Origin of the sequence: Geobacillus sp. JS12 (genome assembly GCF_001592395.1) — a bacterium.
GTDB lineage: Bacteria > Bacillota > Bacilli > Bacillales > Anoxybacillaceae > Geobacillus > Geobacillus zalihae.
In genome coordinates this window covers 1,797,501-1,815,383 of record NZ_CP014749.1, presented here as the reverse complement: position 1 = coordinate 1,815,383, position 17,883 = coordinate 1,797,501, and the positions used below count along the sequence as shown (strand labels likewise).

Genomic DNA, 17,883 nt, shown 5'->3' with positions numbered 1-17,883 from the left:
GGCATGTTAGATGCCGGGTTCAAACTGTTTGAGCTTCTCGATAATGCGCCGCTTCCGATAAAGCATCTTCCCAGTTTCGGCGATGTCTTCCATAAACGATTTGTTAAACAGCGAACCGAAAATGACACCGATGATCGGAACGGCTTGAAACAGCTTTTTCCACCCGTATTGGTCGCGGAACGTCATCATCACTTCCCGCCAGCCTTGCAGTTCGGAAAAGACGCGCCCGCGTTCATGGGAGAACGACGAAAGTTCGTCCAAAATCGCTTTTTTCCCGACGATGTCCGCCGCGGCAAACTGCAGGCATTTGACGACAAACACGCGCTCCTCTTTTTCCTTCGGGTCATATCCGTACACGATGGCGATCTCTTGCAGCGTTTTCAGCGCCAAGCCAAGAAGCGCTGGGATGTCCACCGCCAGCGTCAGCGCCCCGCCCATTCCAGTCGCCGCCCCTTGCAGCTGGGCGAACGTGACGCGCGCATCGATCAACTCGTCGCAAACGCGATCCATCGTCTCGAGCGGCAAGTGCGGCACTTCGGCCAACGACGATACGCCAAGCTTGTCCAATACCTTTCCTTCATTCACCAAGTATTGCCCGCCGCTTTGAATATAGCTGCCCAATTCATCAAGCAGCTGCCCGAGTTTTCGATGGACGACTTTTGGCGTCAGCTTATCGAGCACTTGAAACGGCAAGCGGCCGAGCTTTTCCCAAAACCATAGGTCTTTTTGGGAGTGTTCCCAGTTCATGATGGTTTGAAGTTCTTGTTTTAGTGATGTTATTGTATCCTTCATAAAATCGTCCTCCGACCATTGTTGAATCACTTGTTTCTTAGGTTGAGGATTAGGGGCATTTTTTATGCATTTATGAAGAAGGGATTATTAATAAGTGTTATACTAAAAACTGGATCCTGTTTTTATCTACTCTGAAAATACCTAAACTCCTAAATGCACCAATTCACGATATTCGACAGAAAAATATTTTTATCCTGCGAAGAAGACGAAATTTTCCCGTTGCGAGGGCCTATATATTTGGTTGTTTTTAATTAAAAAATATATATTTATTTAGTAAAATATTGTTGTTGACAAATACTAAATTTTAACTTAATTTATAATTAAACGAAAATTAGCTAGGGGGAATAATTATGAATGTGTTATCCTCAATTTGTTACGGAGGAGATTATAACCCAGAGCAATGGCCAGAGGAAATTTGGTATGAAGATGCTAAGTTGATGCAAAAAGCGGGGGTGAATTTAGTATCTTTAGGGATTTTCAGTTGGAGCAAGATTGAACCGTCTGATGGTGTGTTCGACTTTGAATGGCTAGACAAGGTTATAGATATACTATATGATCACGGTGTTTATATTAACTTGGGGACGGCGACTGCAACTACTCCAGCTTGGTTTGTAAAAAAGTATCCAGATTCTTTGCCAATCGATGAAAGCGGTGCCATTCTCTCGTTTGGCAGTAGACAACATTATTGTCCTAATCATCCTCAATTAATTACGCACATAAAGAGACTTGTAAGGGCTATAGCAGAACGGTATAAAAATCATCCGGCACTCAAAATGTGGCATGTTAATAATGAGTATGCATGTCACGTTTCCAAGTGTTTTTGCGAGAATTGTGCTGTCGCGTTTAGAAAGTGGCTAAAGGAAAGATATAAAACAATCGATGAATTAAATGAACGTTGGGGTACAAATTTTTGGGGACAGCGATACAATCATTGGGATGAAATTAATCCTCCTAGAAAGGCACCAACTTTTATTAATCCATCCCAAGAACTTGATTACTACCGTTTTATGAATGACTCAATTCTCAAGTTGTTTTTAACAGAAAAGAAAATTTTACGCGAATTAACACCAGATATTCCAGTATCAACTAATTTCATGGGTTCGTTCAAACCGTTAAACTATTTTCAATGGGCTCAACATGTGGATATTGTGACATGGGACTCATATCCTGATCCCAGAGAGGGCTTGCCAATTCAGCACGCCATGATGAATGACCTTATGCGTAGTTTAAGAAAAGGTCAACCATTTATTTTGATGGAGCAGGTAACCTCACATGTTAACTGGCGCGATATTAATGTTCCAAAACCGCCAGGTGTAATGCGTCTATGGAGTTATGCAACTATTGCCCGTGGTGCAGATGGTATTATGTTTTTTCAGTGGCGTCAAAGTAGAGCAGGAGCTGAAAAATTCCACGGTGCAATGGTGCCACACTTTTTGAACGAGAATAATAGAATTTATAGGGAAGTTACACAGTTGGGGCAAGAACTGAAAAAGTTAGATTGTTTGGTCGGATCCAGAATCAAGGCAGAGGTCGCGATCATTTTTGATTGGGAAAACTGGTGGGCTGTCGAACTAAGTTCCAAACCACATAATAAACTAAGATATATTCCTATAGTTGAAGCTTATTATAAGGAATTATATAAACGCAATATTGCTGTCGATTTTGTAAGGCCATCTGATGATCTAACAAAATACAAAGTAGTTATCGCTCCAATGTTATATATGGTTAAAGAGGGAGAAGATGAAAACTTACGGCAATTTGTTGCTAACGGTGGCACTTTGATTGTCAGTTTCTTCAGTGGCATTGTAGATGAAAATGACCGTGTACATTTAGGCGGATATCCTGGTCCTCTGCGAGATATTTTGGGGATTTTTGTTGAGGAATTTGTACCATACCCAGAAACAAAGGTAAACAAAATATATAGTAACGATGGGGAATATGATTGTACGACGTGGGCGGACATAATCCGATTAGAAGGGGCAGAACCTCTAGCGACATTTAAGGGGGATTGGTATGCAGGACTTCCGGCGGTTACACGTAACTGCTACGGTAAAGGAGAGGGGATTTACGTCGGTACTTATCCAGATAGTAATTATTTAGGCAGGCTTTTAGAACAGGTTTTCGCTAAACATCATATTAATCCCATTCTTGAAGTAGCTGAAAATATAGAGGTGCAACAAAGAGAGACTGATGAATGGAAGTATTTAATTATTATCAATCATAATGATTACGAAGTGACACTGTCACTGCCAGAAGATAAGATATACCAGAATATGATTGATGGGAAATGCTTTCGAGGAGGTGAATTGAGGATTCAAGGGATTGATGTAGCAGTGTTAAGAGAGCATGATGAAGCCGGGAAGGTTTAGAGAAGTCTCGTTCCGACAGTTGGCAACATAATATGCATAAGATGATAATGTCTATAAACATTGGATCTTACGCACTTAGTGAAAAGGCTCATTTCATTAAGACAACAACTGAAAAATGTATGTTTTTCGGCTGTATATTCTTAATTAGACTCCTTTTTCACCAAAAGTTCATAAGAATTAAAAAAACAGGAGGGATTTTCTTTGAAAAAGATTTTGACACTATTTTTAGTAAGTATTCTTCTATTAACTGCTTGTTCTTCAGAAACGAAAACCGGGGGAGCTACAGATGGTACAAAAAGTACGAATGAAATAACAGTGTGGACGTGGGATCCAAATTTTAACGTAAAAGCGATGAAAATTGCAGAAGAGTTTTATAAGAAAGAGAATCCTAATTTTAAATTAAAAATTATTGAAAATGCTCAAGAGGATATCGTTCAAAAGCTTAATACAAGTTTAAGTTCTGGCACAACAAAAGGCTTGCCAAATATCGTATTAATTGAAGACTATCGTGCACAGAGCTTCCTTAAAGCGTATCCTGATGCATTCTATGACCTATCAAAATATTTCAAAGCGGAAGATTTTGCTGAATATAAACTTGCTCCTACTAGCTTAAATGGTAAACATTATGGGCTTCCGTTTGATACAGGGGTTGCTGGGTTATATGTGAGAACAGATTATTTGCAAAAAGCGGGATATACTGTTGATGATTTACAAGGATTGGACTGGAACAAATATATTGAAATTGGGAAAAAGGTAAAACAAGCAACGGGTAAATATATGCTTGCACTCGATCCTAAAAATCTGGGGATTATTCGTGAGATGATTCAAACTAGTGGTTCATGGTATGTGAAAGAAGACGGAGTAACCCCGAATTTGGCAGACAATGAGCCGCTGAAGGAAGCATTTAAAACTTACAAAGAAATTATAAACGCAGGGATATCGAAACCTATTTCTGACTGGAGTCAATTTGTTGCCTCTTTTAATAGTGGAGCAGTTGCATCGATCCCGACAGGAAACTGGATTACAGCTTCTGTTAAAGCCGAAGCTTCTCAGGCTGGTAAGTGGGCTGTTGTGCCTTTTCCGAAACAATCGGGCATTCCTAACTCTGTTAATGCTACGAACCTAGGCGGAAGTTCTTGGTATGTACTTAACATTCCTGGAAAAGAAAAGGCGGCAGAATTTCTAGCTAAAACGTTTGGATCAAATGTTGAGTTTTATGAAGCGCTAAACAAAGAAATTGGTGCAATTGGCACATACAAACCAGCTGCTAATAGTGAGGCCTATAAGGCTGCAGATGAGTTTTTTGGAGGTCAAAAAGTAACAGCTGATTTCTCCAAATGGATGACAGAAATTCCTCAAGTAAACTATGGTGCACATACGTATGTGATCGAAGATATTTTAGCAGCTGCGTTGCAAGATTACTTAAAAGGCAAAGATCTTGATAAAGTGTTGGAAGATGCACAAAAACAGGCAGAACAACAAGTTAAATAAATATAGCACGCCTGTTATGTTAAGGGAAACATAAAAAATTAAGCCCCGAGAGTCCGCTCGTCTGCTTGGTTTGTCATAGTAGGAGCATTGTGTGTAACAGGCGGAGTGGTTCGGGGCTCTTCTATGAAGATGCCCGCTCCTCGACGCCTTGATCGGTCATTTTCATGCTTGAGTAAAGAGCAAGACCCTCTCACGGATGTTGCTTTCTATTTATCAACATGTTAAGGAGTTGATATAGAGTGATTCCCCGACAAAAGTGAATCTAGATTTGATAATAAAAACGGATCGAAACATTAATCAGAAACACCGCATAAAAAATATAATAATTGGATGGTCTTTTGTAATAATAGCTGTTATTATGATTTGCACGTTTTATTTTTATCCAATGGCCCAAGCCTTAATTCTTTCATTAAAATCAGGTTCAGGGACAAATCTAACCTTTGTGGGATTGAAAAATTATGCTCGTTTATTTAGTGATCCTACCTTTTTGACAACCGTAAAAAATACAGTGATATATCTTATTATTCAAGTTCCGATTATGATTATTCTCGCCTTATTTTTAGCCGTATTATTGAATAATCCGAAATTAAAGCTGAGAGGATTGTTTCGAACAGCAATTTTTTTACCATGTGTCACTTCCCTAGTTGCGTATTCTGTCATATTTAAATATTTGTTTAGTCAAGATGGCTTGATCAACGTTATGTTGATGAAATGCTCTCTTATATCTGAACCAATCAACTGGCTAGCTGATCCTTTTTGGGCTAAAGTGACCATTATTATTGCTCTTACGTGGAGATGGACAGGCTATAATATGATTTTTTACTTATCTGCCCTACAAAATATCGATCACTCGATTTATGAAGCGGCTAAAATTGATGGTGCTTCGCCAGTTCAGCAGTTTTTTAAAATTACGATTCCATTGTTAAAGCCCATGATTTTGTTTACGTCAATCACTTCAACAATCGGTACGCTCCAGCTGTTCGATGAAGTAATGAACATTACGCAAGGGGGGCCGGGAAATGCAACGATGACGATTTCTCAATATATCTACAATCTTTCATTTAAATATACCCTGATTTCGGTTATGCAGCAACGGTTTCGTATGCGATTGTGGTTATGATTGTATTTTTTTCTATTATTCAGTTTAAAGTGGCAGGTGATAAAAATGAGTAATCTCAAAAACGTATTCAACTATACTGTTTTAACCATTGCATCTATTGTTTCTGTGTTTCCATTTTTGTGGATGGTTGTTAGTGCGACGAATAAATCAGTAGAAGTGACGAAAGGACGGTTATTGCCAGGTAGTCATTTTATGGAAAACTTCCGCAACCTGCTTGATAGCACTAATCTAGTCAATGCATTAATGAATTCAGCGAAAATCGCGATTATAACAACTTTACTCGCAATGTTGGTCTCCTCTTTGGCTGGTTACGGATTTGAAATTTTTAAAAGCAAAACAAAAGATTTTGTATTCAATTTCTTGTTGCTTTCAATGATGATACCTTTTGCTGCTTTAATGGTCCCGTTGTTTAGAATGTTTGGGACAATGTCACAAATATTTCCAAGCATCGGTGTTGATACAATGACGGCCGTTATTTTGCCGACAGTCACAACGGCATTTCTGATTTTTTTCTTCCGCCAAAGCACGAAAATGTTCCCGAAGGAAATTATTGAAGCGGGCCGAATTGATGGATTGTCTGAATGGGGGATCTTCTTCAGGCTTTATGTCCCTACGATGAAAACAACCTATGCGGCCGCGGCGATTATTACATTTATGTCGAGCTGGAACAGCTATTTATGGCCACTTGTCATATTACAGTCCCCGGAGAACCAGACGGTGCCATTGCTTATATCAAATCTTGGATCGAGTTATTCTCCGGACTTTGGAATGATCATGACCGCTATTGTGATCGCTACCTTGCCGACGGCGCTGATCTTCTTTTTCATGCAAAAGCACTTCGTTGCCGGGATGCTCGGTTCAGTAAAATGATGAGTAAGGAGTGTGGAAATAATGAAAAAAACATTAACAACCCCCACATTAGAATGGCTTTCAGATCCTCGTGTGTTCGGTGTTAATCGCCTGCCTGTCCATTCGGACCATATTTATTATGAGACGTTGGAAGAAGCAAAAAGTGGAGTTTCCATGTCGATGCGCTATGAGTTGAATGGAAATTGGAAGTTTCACTATGCGGTCAATCCAGCTAGCCGCCCCGCGAAATTTTATCAACTTGATTTTGACTGCTCAAACTGGGGCGATATTTCTGTACCAGGGCATATTCAGTTGCAAGGCTATGGAACTCCCCAGTATGTAAATACGATGTATCCGTGGGACGGTCATTGCGATGTTCGTCCTCCAGAAGTTCCTATGGATTATAATCCAGTAGGAAGCTATATAAAAATTTTTAATCTTCCTGAACGTATGAAAGGTAAACCGGTGTATATTTCTTTTCAAGGAGTGGAGTCGGCGTTTTATGTTTGGTTGAACGGGCAGTTTGTCGGGTATAGTGAGGACTCTTTCACGCCGGCAGAATTTGAACTTACACCTTTTATAAAGGATGGAGAGAATAAGCTCGCGGTTGAGGTTTACCAGTACAGCACCGGAAGTTGGCTTGAGGATCAGGATTTCTGGCGTTTTTCTGGAATCTTTCGCGATGTATACCTTTATACAGTGCCAGATATTCATGTCTATGATTTACATGTTCGCGCCGAATTGGATTCGTCCTATACGAGAGGCATGTTAACGGCGGACCTTACCTTTTTGTCTCCGGTACCTGCCGGCTCTAGGTTTATCGCTGAACTGTATGATGCGAAAGGCGACCTTGTCGCCAAAAAAGACGGAGAGCTTCATGGCGAAAAGGGGACATTTTCCATTGCGGTCGATGAACCGGAATTATGGAGCGCGGAGAAACCGTATTTGTATAAGCTATATATTCAGATTTTTAACGAGTTTGGCCAATTGGTAGAGGTTGTTCCACAGAAGGTCGGTTTTCGAAGATTCGAGATCATCAATAAAGTTATGCACCTTAACGGAAAACGGATTGTATTTAAAGGCGTTAACCGACATGAATTTCATTGTCGAAGAGGCCGGGCGATCACAAAGGAAGATATGCTATGGGATATTAAAACATTGAAGCGTCATAACATTAACGCAGTCCGTACGTCACACTATCCGAATCAAAGCTATTGGTATGAACTATGCGATGAATACGGCATCTATGTCATTGATGAAATGAATTTGGAAACGCACGGAACGTGGCAAAAAATGGGCCGTGTCGACCCCACATGGAATGTTCCGGGGAACAATCGAGAATGGCAAGACATTGTTATGGACCGAGCGATTTCAATGTTTGAAAGGGATAAGAACCATCCTTCCATCCTGATTTGGTCATGTGGAAATGAATCGTATGCTGGGGAAGTTCTGTTAAACGTCGCCAACTATTTTCGGTCAGTCGATCCGAGCCGTCTTGTCCATTATGAAGGAGTATTTCATGCCCGCGAGTATAATGATATAAGCGACATAGAAAGTCGTATGTACGCAAAGCCTCATGAAATTGAAAAGTATTTAACAGAAAATCCGGATAAACCGTATATCAGCTGCGAATATATGCATGCAATGGGGAACTCGCTCGGCGGGATGTACAAATATACGGATTTGGAACAAAAGTATCCGATGTATCAAGGTGGTTTTATTTGGGATTTCATTGATCAAGCCCTTGTGAAAAAAGATCGTTATGGAAAAGAATTTTTGGCATATGGAGGGGACTTTGGCGACCGTCCAACCGATTACGGTTTCTGCACGAACGGAATTGTCTATGCTAACCGGGAGTTGTCACCGAAGATGCAGGAAGTAAAATATCTTTATCAAAACTTTAAGCTTTCACCGGATCAATACGGTGTCAATATTAGAAATGAAAGTCTTTTCACTGACACAAGTGAATATGATTTAGAATACGTCCTATTCCTTGAAGGGAGAGAGTTGTATCGAAGCAAGCTGAATGTATCGGTAGCGCCGCAGGAAGAGAAAAGAGTCGAGTTCGACTGGCCCCTTGGGATGATGGCAGATGCAGGTGAATATTGCATTCATGCATCATTTAAATTGAAAGAAAAAACACTTTGGGCTGATGCTGGTTATGAGGTAGCATTCGGCCAGTTTGTATTCCAGATTGGTTCCAAGGAATTCGTTGTTCCTAGCGGAAAGTTAAAAGTTGTCCATGGTGATGTCAACATTGGGGTGCACGGCAAAGATTTTACGATCATGTTTTCCAAACAGGCAGGAAGCCTAGTTTCAATGAATTACGCAGGCAAGGAGATGATTGCGGTCCCTCCTGCACCATTGTTTTGGAGGGCCACGACTGATAATGACCGAGGTTTTTTGCAAGACTTCTATTCGGGGCTTTGGTATGCGGCGAGTTTGGCGCGTAAATGTGTAAAAGTCGATGTGAAAGAGGAAGCGGCCCAAGTAAATGTCACCTTTACCTACAAATTTTCCATTAACCCCGAATTGGAAGTGAAATTTGGTTATACCGTTTATGCTGATGGCAGCATTCGCGTGAAGGCGGTCTATCATGGAGTCGAGAATCTTCCGTCAATGCCGATTTTTGCGGTATCATTCAAGGTTCCAGCCGACTATAATCAACTCGAGTGGTATGCAATGGGGCCCGAAGAAAACTATGTCGATCGCTCAAAGGGGGCAAGACTTGGAATTTTTAGAAATCAAGTATCTGACAATGTATCGCGCTATCTCAAACCGCAGGAATCAGGAAACAGAACAGGAGTTCGTAAAGTAAGCTTAACGAACAACAATGGACAGGGAATAAAAATTTCTTCTATAACTGAACCATTGGAATGCAACTTTTCGCCATACACAGCTTTTGAACTTGAACATGCCAATCATCATTACGAGCTGCCCAATATTCATTATACGGTTGTCACGGTAGCAGGTCGACAAATGGGAGTTGGCGGAGACGACAGCTGGGGCGCCCCTGTTCACGATGAATACGTCATAAAGGCAGATCAAGACATGGAATTTGAGTTTATGATTCATAAAGTTTAGCGACAACAGCATCATGATGTAAACTTCTCATCTTAGCGTTTTTATTTATCTCGAAAAATAAAAATGCCATCACATGATATACTTATCAAACAAAAATGGAAAGTGGTGTTTATTGCAAAATAAAAATGCAGAGATCTGCAGAGAATTTGGCTTAGGCCAACTTTACATGGAGAGGGGGGCGTGATAGCCTTTTTAGGCATAGCCAGCCCTTGATATTGCTGGCTTCCTGGCTTTTTCATCACGCCCCCAGAGGCTCCATGTCAAGTTGTAATTCTCTGCACTTTTCGTTGCGAAACTCTGTATTTTTTCTTTGCAGAAAACAAAGTGGTTGAAGCTATGTTTTCTGTTCTGATTGGCCAATATGGTACAAGAGAAATTGGAGGCGATTCAATTATCGAATTTGAAAGTGATACCCGGTATATTTTATCGTATTTATTTGTTGCTTTGGATTAGCCGAATACTAAGATTTGGACAATACCGCGAGTTGTTTTTGAGTTAAGGTTAGGAAATAAAATATGGGGTAATTTTACTTTTTTAAAGGATGAAGGGATAAGACGTTGATTAAAGAAAGAAAGGCATAAGACCGTAATTTTAAGTTACATGTCAAATAAGCAACCTAATAAAAATTCTTTTTTATTGTTTTTTAGTAAAATTTATACTAAAATATATACTAGCGATTGATTGTTTAGGAGGCATAATCATGGCTGTTAGTTTCGGTTTGACAGAAACCTTTAAAAATGTATTTGGTGGGGGTAAAGAACGAGTTCGTATCTTCTTCGCCCCCGGCCGCGTCAATTTGATCGGCGAGCATACGGATTACAACGGCGGGCATGTGCTGCCGTGCGCGCTTGCGATCGGCACGTATGCGCTTGTTCGACAAACAGATGAGCCGTTTGTCCGCTTTTATTCGCAAAACTTCCCGGAAACGGGAGTGATCACGGTCTCTTACGACGACTTGTCTTATCGTCGCGAACACGGTTGGGCGAACTACCCGAAAGGAATCTTGGCTGCGTTTCAAGCGCTTGGCCCGCTTGAGACCGGGTTGGATATTTTGTATTACGGCACGATCCCGAACGGCGCCGGGCTGTCGTCATCGGCGTCGATTGAGCTTGTGACCGCGGTGATGCTCAACGAACTGTTCAGGCGCGGGCTTGATCAGCTAGAGATTGTGAAAATGAGCCAAAACGTAGAAAATAAATACATCGGCGTCAATTGCGGCATTATGGATCAGTTCGCCGTCGGCATGGGAAAACAAGATTGCGCCATCCTGTTAAACTGCCAGACGCTCGAGTATCGCTATTTGCCATTGGTGCTTGACGATTGTGCGATCGTCATCGCGAACACGAACAAAAAGCGCGGCTTGGCGGACTCGGCGTACAACGAGCGGCGGGCGACGTGCGAGGCGGCGCTCGCGAAGCTGCAAAGCGTGCGGAACATCGCCTCGCTCGGCGAGCTGACAAGCGCGGAACTGGCCCGTTATGCACATCTTCTTTCCCCGCTTGAACGAAAGCGGGCTCGCCATGCGGTGACGGAAAACGAGCGGACGCTTGAAGCCGCCCAGGCGCTTGAGCAGGGAGACCTCGTCCGCTTTGGCGAGTTGATGAAACAGTCGCATTTGTCGCTGCGCAATGATTACGAAGTGACAGGCGTTGAACTCGACACGCTCGTTGAAGCGGCATGGTCGCACGAAGGAACGGTCGGGGCGCGCATGACTGGAGCAGGATTCGGCGGCTGCACGGTGAACATTGTGAAAAAGGCATGCGTTCAAGATTTCATTGAACGGGTCGGAAACGCGTATGCCGAAAAAATCGGTTATGAAGCAAGCTTTTATGTCGTTGAAGTTGGTGACGGGGCGAGAGAACTCACGGAACTGGAGGAGATGAGCCGATGATTTTGGTTTGCGGAGGGGCAGGGTATATCGGCAGCCATGCGGTGTACCGTCTGCTTGAAAAAGGGGAGCGCGTGGTCGTGGTGGATAACTTGCAGACGGGGCACCGGGAGGCGGTTCACCCTGATGCGGTGTTTTGCCAAGGCGATATTCGCGACCGCGATTTTTTGCGCGAGGTGTTTCGCCAGCACGACATTGAGGCGGTCATTCATTTTGCGGCGAACTCATTGGTCGGCGAAAGCATGGAAGAGCCGCTGAAATATTACGACAACAATGTGTACGGCACACAAGTGCTGCTTGAAGTGATGAGAGAATTTGGCGTCAAGCAAATCGTCTTTTCTTCAACCGCCGCGGTGTATGGGGAGCCGAAACAAATCCCGATCGTCGAAACCGATCCGACGGAACCGACGAACGCGTATGGAGAAACGAAGCTGGCGATGGAAAAAATGATGAAATGGGCGGACCGCGCCTATGGCATCCGCTCGATTTCGCTCCGCTACTTTAATGTCGCCGGGGCGTACGGCACGACAATCGGTGAGGACCACAACCCGGAGACGCATCTTATTCCATTGATTTTAAAAGTGCCGCTTGGCCAGCGTGAGGAAATCTACATTTTCGGTGATGACTATGACACGCCTGACGGCACGTGCATCCGCGACTACATTCATGTGCTTGATCTCGTCGATGCCCATTGGCTGGCGCTCGAGAAATTGCGGAGCGGGGCAGACAGCGATGTATACAATTTAGGCAACGGAAATGGATTTAGCGTCAAAGAAGTGATCGAAGCGGCGCGGCAAGTGACCGGACACCCGATCCCCGCTCGCGTCGTGGCGCGGCGGCCGGGCGACCCGGCGCGGCTTGTCGCTTCATCGGAAAAAGCGAAGCGCGAGCTCGGCTGGGAGCCGAAATACCTGTCCATTACGGATATCGTCGCCTCGGCGTGGGAGTGGCACAAAGCGCGGCCAAACGGCTATCGGGGTGTGTGAGCGATGGAACGAATTTGGACGGCGATTGAACAACTGATCCGTTATGCCGAGCAACGCGGCCTTTTAGCGCCGGAAGATGTGGTGTACGCGCGCAACCGCCTGTTGGCTGCGCTCCGGCTCACGGAATGGCAGCCGGCCGAGATCAAGGACGTTCCCTTGGCCTCGCCCGCTCCCGTATTGGACGCAATCATTGATTGGGCGTATGAACAAGGATTGTTGGAAACGAATACCACAACCGAGCGCGATATATGGGACGCCAGACTGATGGACTGCGTCATGCCGCGGCCGTCGGAAGTGATCCGCGCCTTTTACGAGCGATACCGCCGCGACCCGCAGGAGGCGACGGACTGGTTTTATTCGTTGAGCCAAGCGTCCAATTACATTCAAACGGCGCGCATCGCCAACAATCAGCACTGGAAAGTGTCAACCATCTATGGAGAATTGGATATCACCATTAACTTGGCGAAGCCGGAAAAAGACCCGAAGGAAATCGTCAAATTAAAAGAGATGCCGTCATCCTCGTATCCAAAATGTGTATTATGCAAAGAAAACGAAGGGTATGAAGGAACGTGGCGTCATCCAGCCCGTTCCAATCACCGTGTCATCCCGATCACGTTATTGGATGAACAGTGGTATTTCCAATATTCTCCCTACGTGTACTATCATGAACATTGCATCGTCTTTTCCGCCGAACATGCGCCGATGAAAATGGAGCGGAAGACGCTTGAGCGCTTGCTTGATTTTGTCGAAAAGTTCCCGCACTATTTCATTGGCTCGAACGCCGATTTGCCGATTGTCGGCGGCTCGATTTTAGTGCATGACCATTTCCAAGGCGGGTGCTATCCGTTTGCGATGGAAAAGGCGGAGATCGAAGAGTGTATCCCGCTTCCATCGTTTCCGTCGGTCACAGCCGGCATAGTGCGCTGGCCGATGTCCGTCATCCGTTTGACTGGACCAAAAGAGGACGTGTTGGATGCGGCTGCCTTTTTGTATGAAACATGGCGGACGTACAGCGACCCAAGTGTCGAGATTATGGCCTACAGCGGCGATGTTCCGCATAACACGATCACCCCGATCGCCCGGCGGCGCGGCGATTTGTTTGAGTTGGACATCGTTTTGCGCAACAATCGGACATCAGCGGAACATCCGTACGGCATTTTCCATCCGCATGAAGAATTGCATCATATTAAAAAAGAAAATATCGGCTTGATCGAAGTGATGGGGCTGGCGGTGCTGCCGGCACGGCTTGCCGTGGAACTGGAGACGCTGGCCGATTATCTCGTGCATCGGACAAAAAAAGAAGACTGGGACGAGTCGATGCATAAACATTGGGATTGGTGCGAAGCCATTCACTCGGCCTACCCGGACATCACGAAGGACAACGTCCATGACATTTTGCGGCACGAAGTCGGACAACGGTTTGTGACCGTGTTGGAACATGCCGGGGTGTTTAAGCGGGACAAGCGAGGGAAGGACGCGTTTCGCCGCTTTATACAGCACGCTGTGGAGCGCATGTCGTCTCTTGTTTAAATGCGGCGAAAAAACGCGTTTCATATGAAACATAAGGAAGGGATCGCAAACAGACGATGGCTACGTTAAAAGAAATCGCGGAAAAAGTCGGCGTTTCGGTCGCGACGGTGTCGCGCGTGCTTAATTACGATGCGACGCTGTCCGTTTCCGATGAAACGAGAAGGCGCATTTTTGAAGTCGCCCAAGAGCTGAACTACAAAACATTGCGGGAACGAAGCCAGCAAGCGCGCGAATCGTTTCGCTTCGGGCTCATTCACTGGTATTCGGAGCGCCAGGAAATCGATGACCCGTATTATATGGCGATTCGCCTCGGAGTGGAAAAAGAGTGTTTTGACCGCGGCATCGAACTCGTCAAATTGTTTAAACAAAACGGCGCCTATCCGATTGAACGGATGGAGGCGCTCGACGGCATCATCGCCGTCGGAAAATTCGGGCCGAAGGAAGTCGAGGTTTTTGCCGCCGGGGCCAAACAAATTGTGTTTGTCGACTGTTCGCCTGATGAGCATCGGTTTGATTCAGTCGTCATCGACTTGCGTCAAGCGACGGTGACGGTGCTTGATTATTTGCTTCGGTTGGGGCATACGAAAATTGGCTATATCGGCGGCCGTGAATATGTCGACGAGGAAACGCCGATCCGCGATGAGCGCGAAGCGGCGTTTTACGAATATTTGTATGTCAAAGGGCTGTATGATTCCCGCTATGTATGGATCGGTGCCTTCACGGCTGAAGATGGCTATCGGCTGATGAAAGAGGCTGTTTCAGGCGGCGACTTGCCGACGGCGTTTTTCATTGCCAGCGACTCGATGGCGATCGGCGCCCTGCGTGCGCTGCATGAAGCCGGGATCGCTGTTCCGGAAGAGGCGGCGATTGTCGGATTCAATGATATTCCGACGGCCGCATTTCTTCACCCGCCGCTTTCGACGGTGAAAGTATACACGGAATTTATGGGGGAAACAGCGGTTGAGCTGCTCATCGAACGGTTGACGACGAAACGAGCGATTTGCAAAAAGGTCGTCGTGCCGACAGAGCTCGTCATCCGCTCAAGCAGCGAGGGCAACGAAAAGGGGAGCGGTCGATAAGCCGCTCCCTTCCGCATTAATGGAACTCGATATCAACGCGTTTTTTCGTTCCTGTCGTCGTTTTCGGGATATGAATGTCCAGCACGCCGTTTTTGTACGTCGCGCGAATGTTTTCCGTCGCCGCATCCGCCGGCAGGGTGATCGAACGCTGGAAGCGACCGAAGAAGCGTTCGCGCCGGTGCATTTGTTCTTCTCTTACATCGTGGTGGCGTTGAATCGTGCCGCTGATGGTCAACATGTTGTTCTGCACGTCAATGTGCACATCCTCTTTCCGCTCCAGCCCCGGTAAATCGCACGAAACGACGTATTCGTTGGCCGTTTCATGCATGTCGATGCGCGGCATCCAGTGCTGCTCATCCATATGAGTGAACAGCGATGGAAAATCACTAGCAAAAAAGCGGTTCATATCCCGGCGAATCGATTCCAAGTGCCGGAACGGGTCATACGGAATTAACGCCATAACTGCCATCCTCCTTAACAAGAAATGTTTTTCCGCTCAGTAGTGTGAACCGGATTCGTCTGTTTTATGTATGATTGGCTTGCAATTGTTCCATCACCGTCAAATACGCTTGAATGAGTGCTACTTTCATGCCATCCGGCAAGTCAGAAGCGGCCACCCGCTTAACTGCGTAATAAAACTTCACTTCGGACGATTGCCGCACGCGCGGATGCGTCCATTCATCGCGCAACTCTTGCCTGATCGTTTCATATAAAAGAGCCTTGCTATTCTGTTCATCGAGCGTCTCTGCTGTGATCGAACGATTCGGCCAAAGGCGGCGGTAGGCGTCAAGCAGTGCAGAAAATGGATAGGTCACGGCTGTTTCCCTCCTTAAAAAATAGGCATAGCGATCCTCGAGGTCTGCTCCTTGCAACATATTCTTAAGAAATTATATCATACAGCAGTCGAAGCGATTCGGGAGGCCAAGTCGAATGTAGATAGTGGGGCTGGTTTCGTTTGCTGTCTTTGTAAGTAAGGCAGCCCAACCGTGGGACGCACGGGGATGGCTTGGTTGACAGCCTGCCGTGGGGCGGATATTCCCAAGAATCTCCCACCTCTAAGCGTTAGCGTAGGTGGGAGAGCGTTCAACCTAAAAAAGTAGTTGACATAAAGTGAGATAGTGTATAAAATAAAAATCGCCGCTTCGACGGAATGTCGGAGTGCAACGATCGAACAATCATGAAATAAAAAAACTATTGACAAATAGTTAACACTGCGTATAATGAATAATTGCCGCGACGAAATGAACGCGGTAATAAGAAGAGAAGTGTGAGTAAAATATTTGTGGGTGACATTCCGAAATGATCCCCGACGAGGGTTGCGAACTTTTGTTCGCGACGCTCGTCGGGGCCACCAAGCGAAGCGCGGTAGAACAAGCAAATGTCATGCAAAAAGGACTCTCTCCCTGCTATGATGGTGATTGTCAACATCAACCGAAAACAGGAGGGAGAGAGTCCATGAAACATCTTACCACAGAATGGCCTTTATTAAAAGAGTTGGAGGAACAATTGTTGAGAACTCTTCAAAAGGTGTTCGCTGTCTTGTTGGCGGCCCTTTTGGAGGAGATCGATCAACAACTGGCGGAAGCGCGGGACAAGCGCCGGTATCAGCTGAAAGACAAACGGCCGACTACGATCCAAACGCTGTTTGGGGAAGTGACGTTCCGACGGAACTACTACTATGATCGACAAACGGGGGCGTATACGTTCTTGCTGGATGCCGAACTGGGCTTTGATGGAGCGCAGTCGATCAGCCCTTGCCTCGAGGAAACGGCGGTCGAGTTGGCCGTCGAGTGCTCTTCCTACCGCAAAGCGGCTCGCACGCTGGAGTCGATCGTGGGGTATGCGGTCCTCAGCCACGAGGCGATTCGCCAACTGGTGCTGGAGGCCCCTGTCTCGCTGCATCACCCTGTTTCCAAACGGCACGGCCGGGTGCTGTTTGTGGAGGCCGATGGACTGTTTATTTCCCGCCAGGGGAAAGGGAAACGGGCGAAAGAAGAGAAAATCCTGGCGGTTCACGAGGGATGGAGACGAAACGGGTCGCAGCTTGAGCTGGTGAACCGGCGCCACTACCTCCATGAAGGGACGGGGACGTGTGGGAACAGTTTGAGGAGTGGCTGATGAAGGAATATGCCTATGATCCGTGCCAAGACCTGTTGGTCATCAACGGCGACGCGGCGTCGTGGATCACGGCCTGCCGGGAGTATTTTGGGAAGCGGGCGTGCTTTCAGCTGGATCGATTTCATGTGGCGCGGGAGCTGCGTCAGTGTCTGTCCGGCCATCCGCGTTGGCGGGAGGTGCGGAAGAAGCTGGCGAAACAAGATGAAGAAGGGCTTCTCGTAGAGCTGAACAGCGCGGTCGGCACGTTGGAGGACGAAGCGAAAGAGAAGCAGCTGGCTGCCATGATCCGCCGGATCGAGTCGATGCCGGGATGCATCCGGGACTATCGGGGTGGCTGTCGGAGCAAGGGGTGGAGACGACCGGCATGCGTCCGATGGGCCATGCGGAGAGTGTGATGAGCCGGTTTGCGCATCGGGTGAAATCCCGCCGCAGCTGGAAAGACCAAGGGCTTCGGGCGTTTCTGAGGGCGATGGCAGCCCGAATCGACGGGATCGGGTGGAGAAAGGGACGGTGGGAGGAGCAAGAGCCCCAGTCGACCGTCTCGGCCTCAACAAAGTCCAAGCGGATCGAACAGGCC

General features: G+C 46.0%; 11 protein-coding genes and 2 pseudogenes (1 of these 13 cut by a window edge). 10 read left to right on the top strand and 3 right to left on the bottom strand.

Annotated elements, in window-relative coordinates:
• Nucleotides 1-6: 6 nt before the first annotated feature.
• Nucleotides 7-792 (bottom strand): EcsC family protein, encoded by a 786-nt coding sequence (locus tag A0V43_RS08750; protein WP_063192926.1) that lies wholly within the window; start codon nt 790-792, stop codon nt 7-9.
• A 350-nt stretch (nt 793-1,142) separates the two neighbouring features.
• Here A0V43_RS08750 and A0V43_RS08745 point away from each other — a divergent pair, with 350 nt between their 5' ends.
• The 9 genes and pseudogenes from A0V43_RS08745 to A0V43_RS08705 all read left to right on the top strand — a co-directional run bounded on the left by A0V43_RS08745 (nt 1,143) and on the right by A0V43_RS08705 (nt 15,188).
• On the top strand, nt 1,143-3,161 hold the full coding sequence (locus A0V43_RS08745) for a beta-galactosidase (protein WP_063192925.1): 2,019 nt from the start codon (nt 1,143-1,145) through the stop codon (nt 3,159-3,161).
• Nucleotides 3,162-3,362: 201 nt separating this feature from the next.
• A complete protein-coding gene (locus tag A0V43_RS08740; protein WP_063192924.1) occupies nt 3,363-4,652 on the top strand; it encodes an ABC transporter substrate-binding protein in 1,290 nt (429 codons plus the stop codon).
• Nucleotides 4,653-5,010: 358 nt separating this feature from the next.
• Nucleotides 5,011-5,825: pseudogene (locus tag A0V43_RS08735) on the top strand (carbohydrate ABC transporter permease).
• Nucleotides 5,818-6,642 carry a carbohydrate ABC transporter permease gene (locus A0V43_RS08730; RefSeq protein WP_063192923.1) on the top strand — a complete coding sequence of 275 codons (825 nt, stop codon included), beginning with the start codon at nt 5,818-5,820 and terminating at the stop codon, nt 6,640-6,642. Before A0V43_RS08735 ends, A0V43_RS08730 begins: the two are co-directional and overlap by 8 nt.
• 21 nt (nt 6,643-6,663) lie before the next feature.
• Nucleotides 6,664-9,705, top strand: a complete 3,042-nt coding sequence (locus A0V43_RS08725; RefSeq protein ID WP_063192922.1) for a beta-galactosidase, LacZ type — start codon at nt 6,664-6,666, stop codon at nt 9,703-9,705.
• Between the two features lie 700 nt (nt 9,706-10,405).
• Nucleotides 10,406-11,596, top strand: coding sequence for a galactokinase (locus A0V43_RS08720; protein ID WP_063192921.1), 1,191 nt, complete (start codon nt 10,406-10,408; stop codon nt 11,594-11,596).
• The gene (gene galE / locus A0V43_RS08715; protein ID WP_063192920.1) at nt 11,593-12,579 is read left to right on the top strand and encodes a UDP-glucose 4-epimerase GalE; all 987 of its coding nucleotides are present in this window, start codon (nt 11,593-11,595) and stop codon (nt 12,577-12,579) included. Before A0V43_RS08720 ends, galE begins: the two co-directional genes overlap by 4 nt.
• Nucleotides 12,580-12,582: 3 nt before the next feature.
• Nucleotides 12,583-14,109, top strand: a complete 1,527-nt coding sequence (gene galT, locus A0V43_RS08710; RefSeq protein ID WP_063192919.1) for a UDP-glucose--hexose-1-phosphate uridylyltransferase — start codon at nt 12,583-12,585, stop codon at nt 14,107-14,109.
• 56 nt (nt 14,110-14,165) lie between these two features.
• Entirely contained in the window at nt 14,166-15,188 is a 1,023-nt protein-coding gene (locus A0V43_RS08705; RefSeq protein ID WP_020756380.1) for a LacI family DNA-binding transcriptional regulator, read from the top strand.
• 16 nt (nt 15,189-15,204) lie between these two features.
• Here the strand turns inward: A0V43_RS08705 and A0V43_RS08700 are convergent, their stop codons facing one another.
• Together A0V43_RS08700 and A0V43_RS08695 are read right to left on the bottom strand one after the other, a co-directional pair.
• Nucleotides 15,205-15,648, bottom strand: a complete 444-nt coding sequence (locus A0V43_RS08700; protein WP_011231631.1) for an Hsp20/alpha crystallin family protein — start codon at nt 15,646-15,648, stop codon at nt 15,205-15,207.
• Between the two features lie 64 nt (nt 15,649-15,712).
• On the bottom strand, nt 15,713-16,003 hold the full coding sequence (locus tag A0V43_RS08695) for a hypothetical protein (RefSeq protein ID WP_063192918.1): 291 nt from the start codon (nt 16,001-16,003) through the stop codon (nt 15,713-15,715).
• Between the two features lie 484 nt (nt 16,004-16,487).
• Here A0V43_RS08695 and A0V43_RS08690 point away from each other — a divergent pair.
• Nucleotides 16,488-17,883 (top strand): annotated as a pseudogene (locus tag A0V43_RS08690) (ISLre2 family transposase) (it continues 123 nt past the right edge of the window).

Bases quoted from the DNA above. Each gene is read 5' to 3' on its own strand.
- A0V43_RS08705 (WP_020756380.1), top strand. From the start codon at position 14,166: ATGGCTACGTTAAAAGAAATCGCGGAAAAAGTCGGCGTTTCGGTCGCG.
- A0V43_RS08730 (WP_063192923.1), top strand. From the start codon at position 5,818: ATGAGTAATCTCAAAAACGTATTCAACTATACTGTTTTAACCATTGCA.
- A0V43_RS08745 (WP_063192925.1), top strand. From the start codon at position 1,143: ATGAATGTGTTATCCTCAATTTGTTACGGAGGAGATTATAACCCAGAG.
- galE (WP_063192920.1), top strand. From the start codon at position 11,593: ATGATTTTGGTTTGCGGAGGGGCAGGGTATATCGGCAGCCATGCGGTG.
- A0V43_RS08725 (WP_063192922.1), top strand. From the start codon at position 6,664: ATGAAAAAAACATTAACAACCCCCACATTAGAATGGCTTTCAGATCCT.
- A0V43_RS08750 (WP_063192926.1), bottom strand. From the start codon at position 792: ATGAAGGATACAATAACATCACTAAAACAAGAACTTCAAACCATCATG.
- galT (WP_063192919.1), top strand. From the start codon at position 12,583: ATGGAACGAATTTGGACGGCGATTGAACAACTGATCCGTTATGCCGAG.
- A0V43_RS08700 (WP_011231631.1), bottom strand. From the start codon at position 15,648: ATGGCGTTAATTCCGTATGACCCGTTCCGGCACTTGGAATCGATTCGC.
- A0V43_RS08720 (WP_063192921.1), top strand. From the start codon at position 10,406: ATGGCTGTTAGTTTCGGTTTGACAGAAACCTTTAAAAATGTATTTGGT.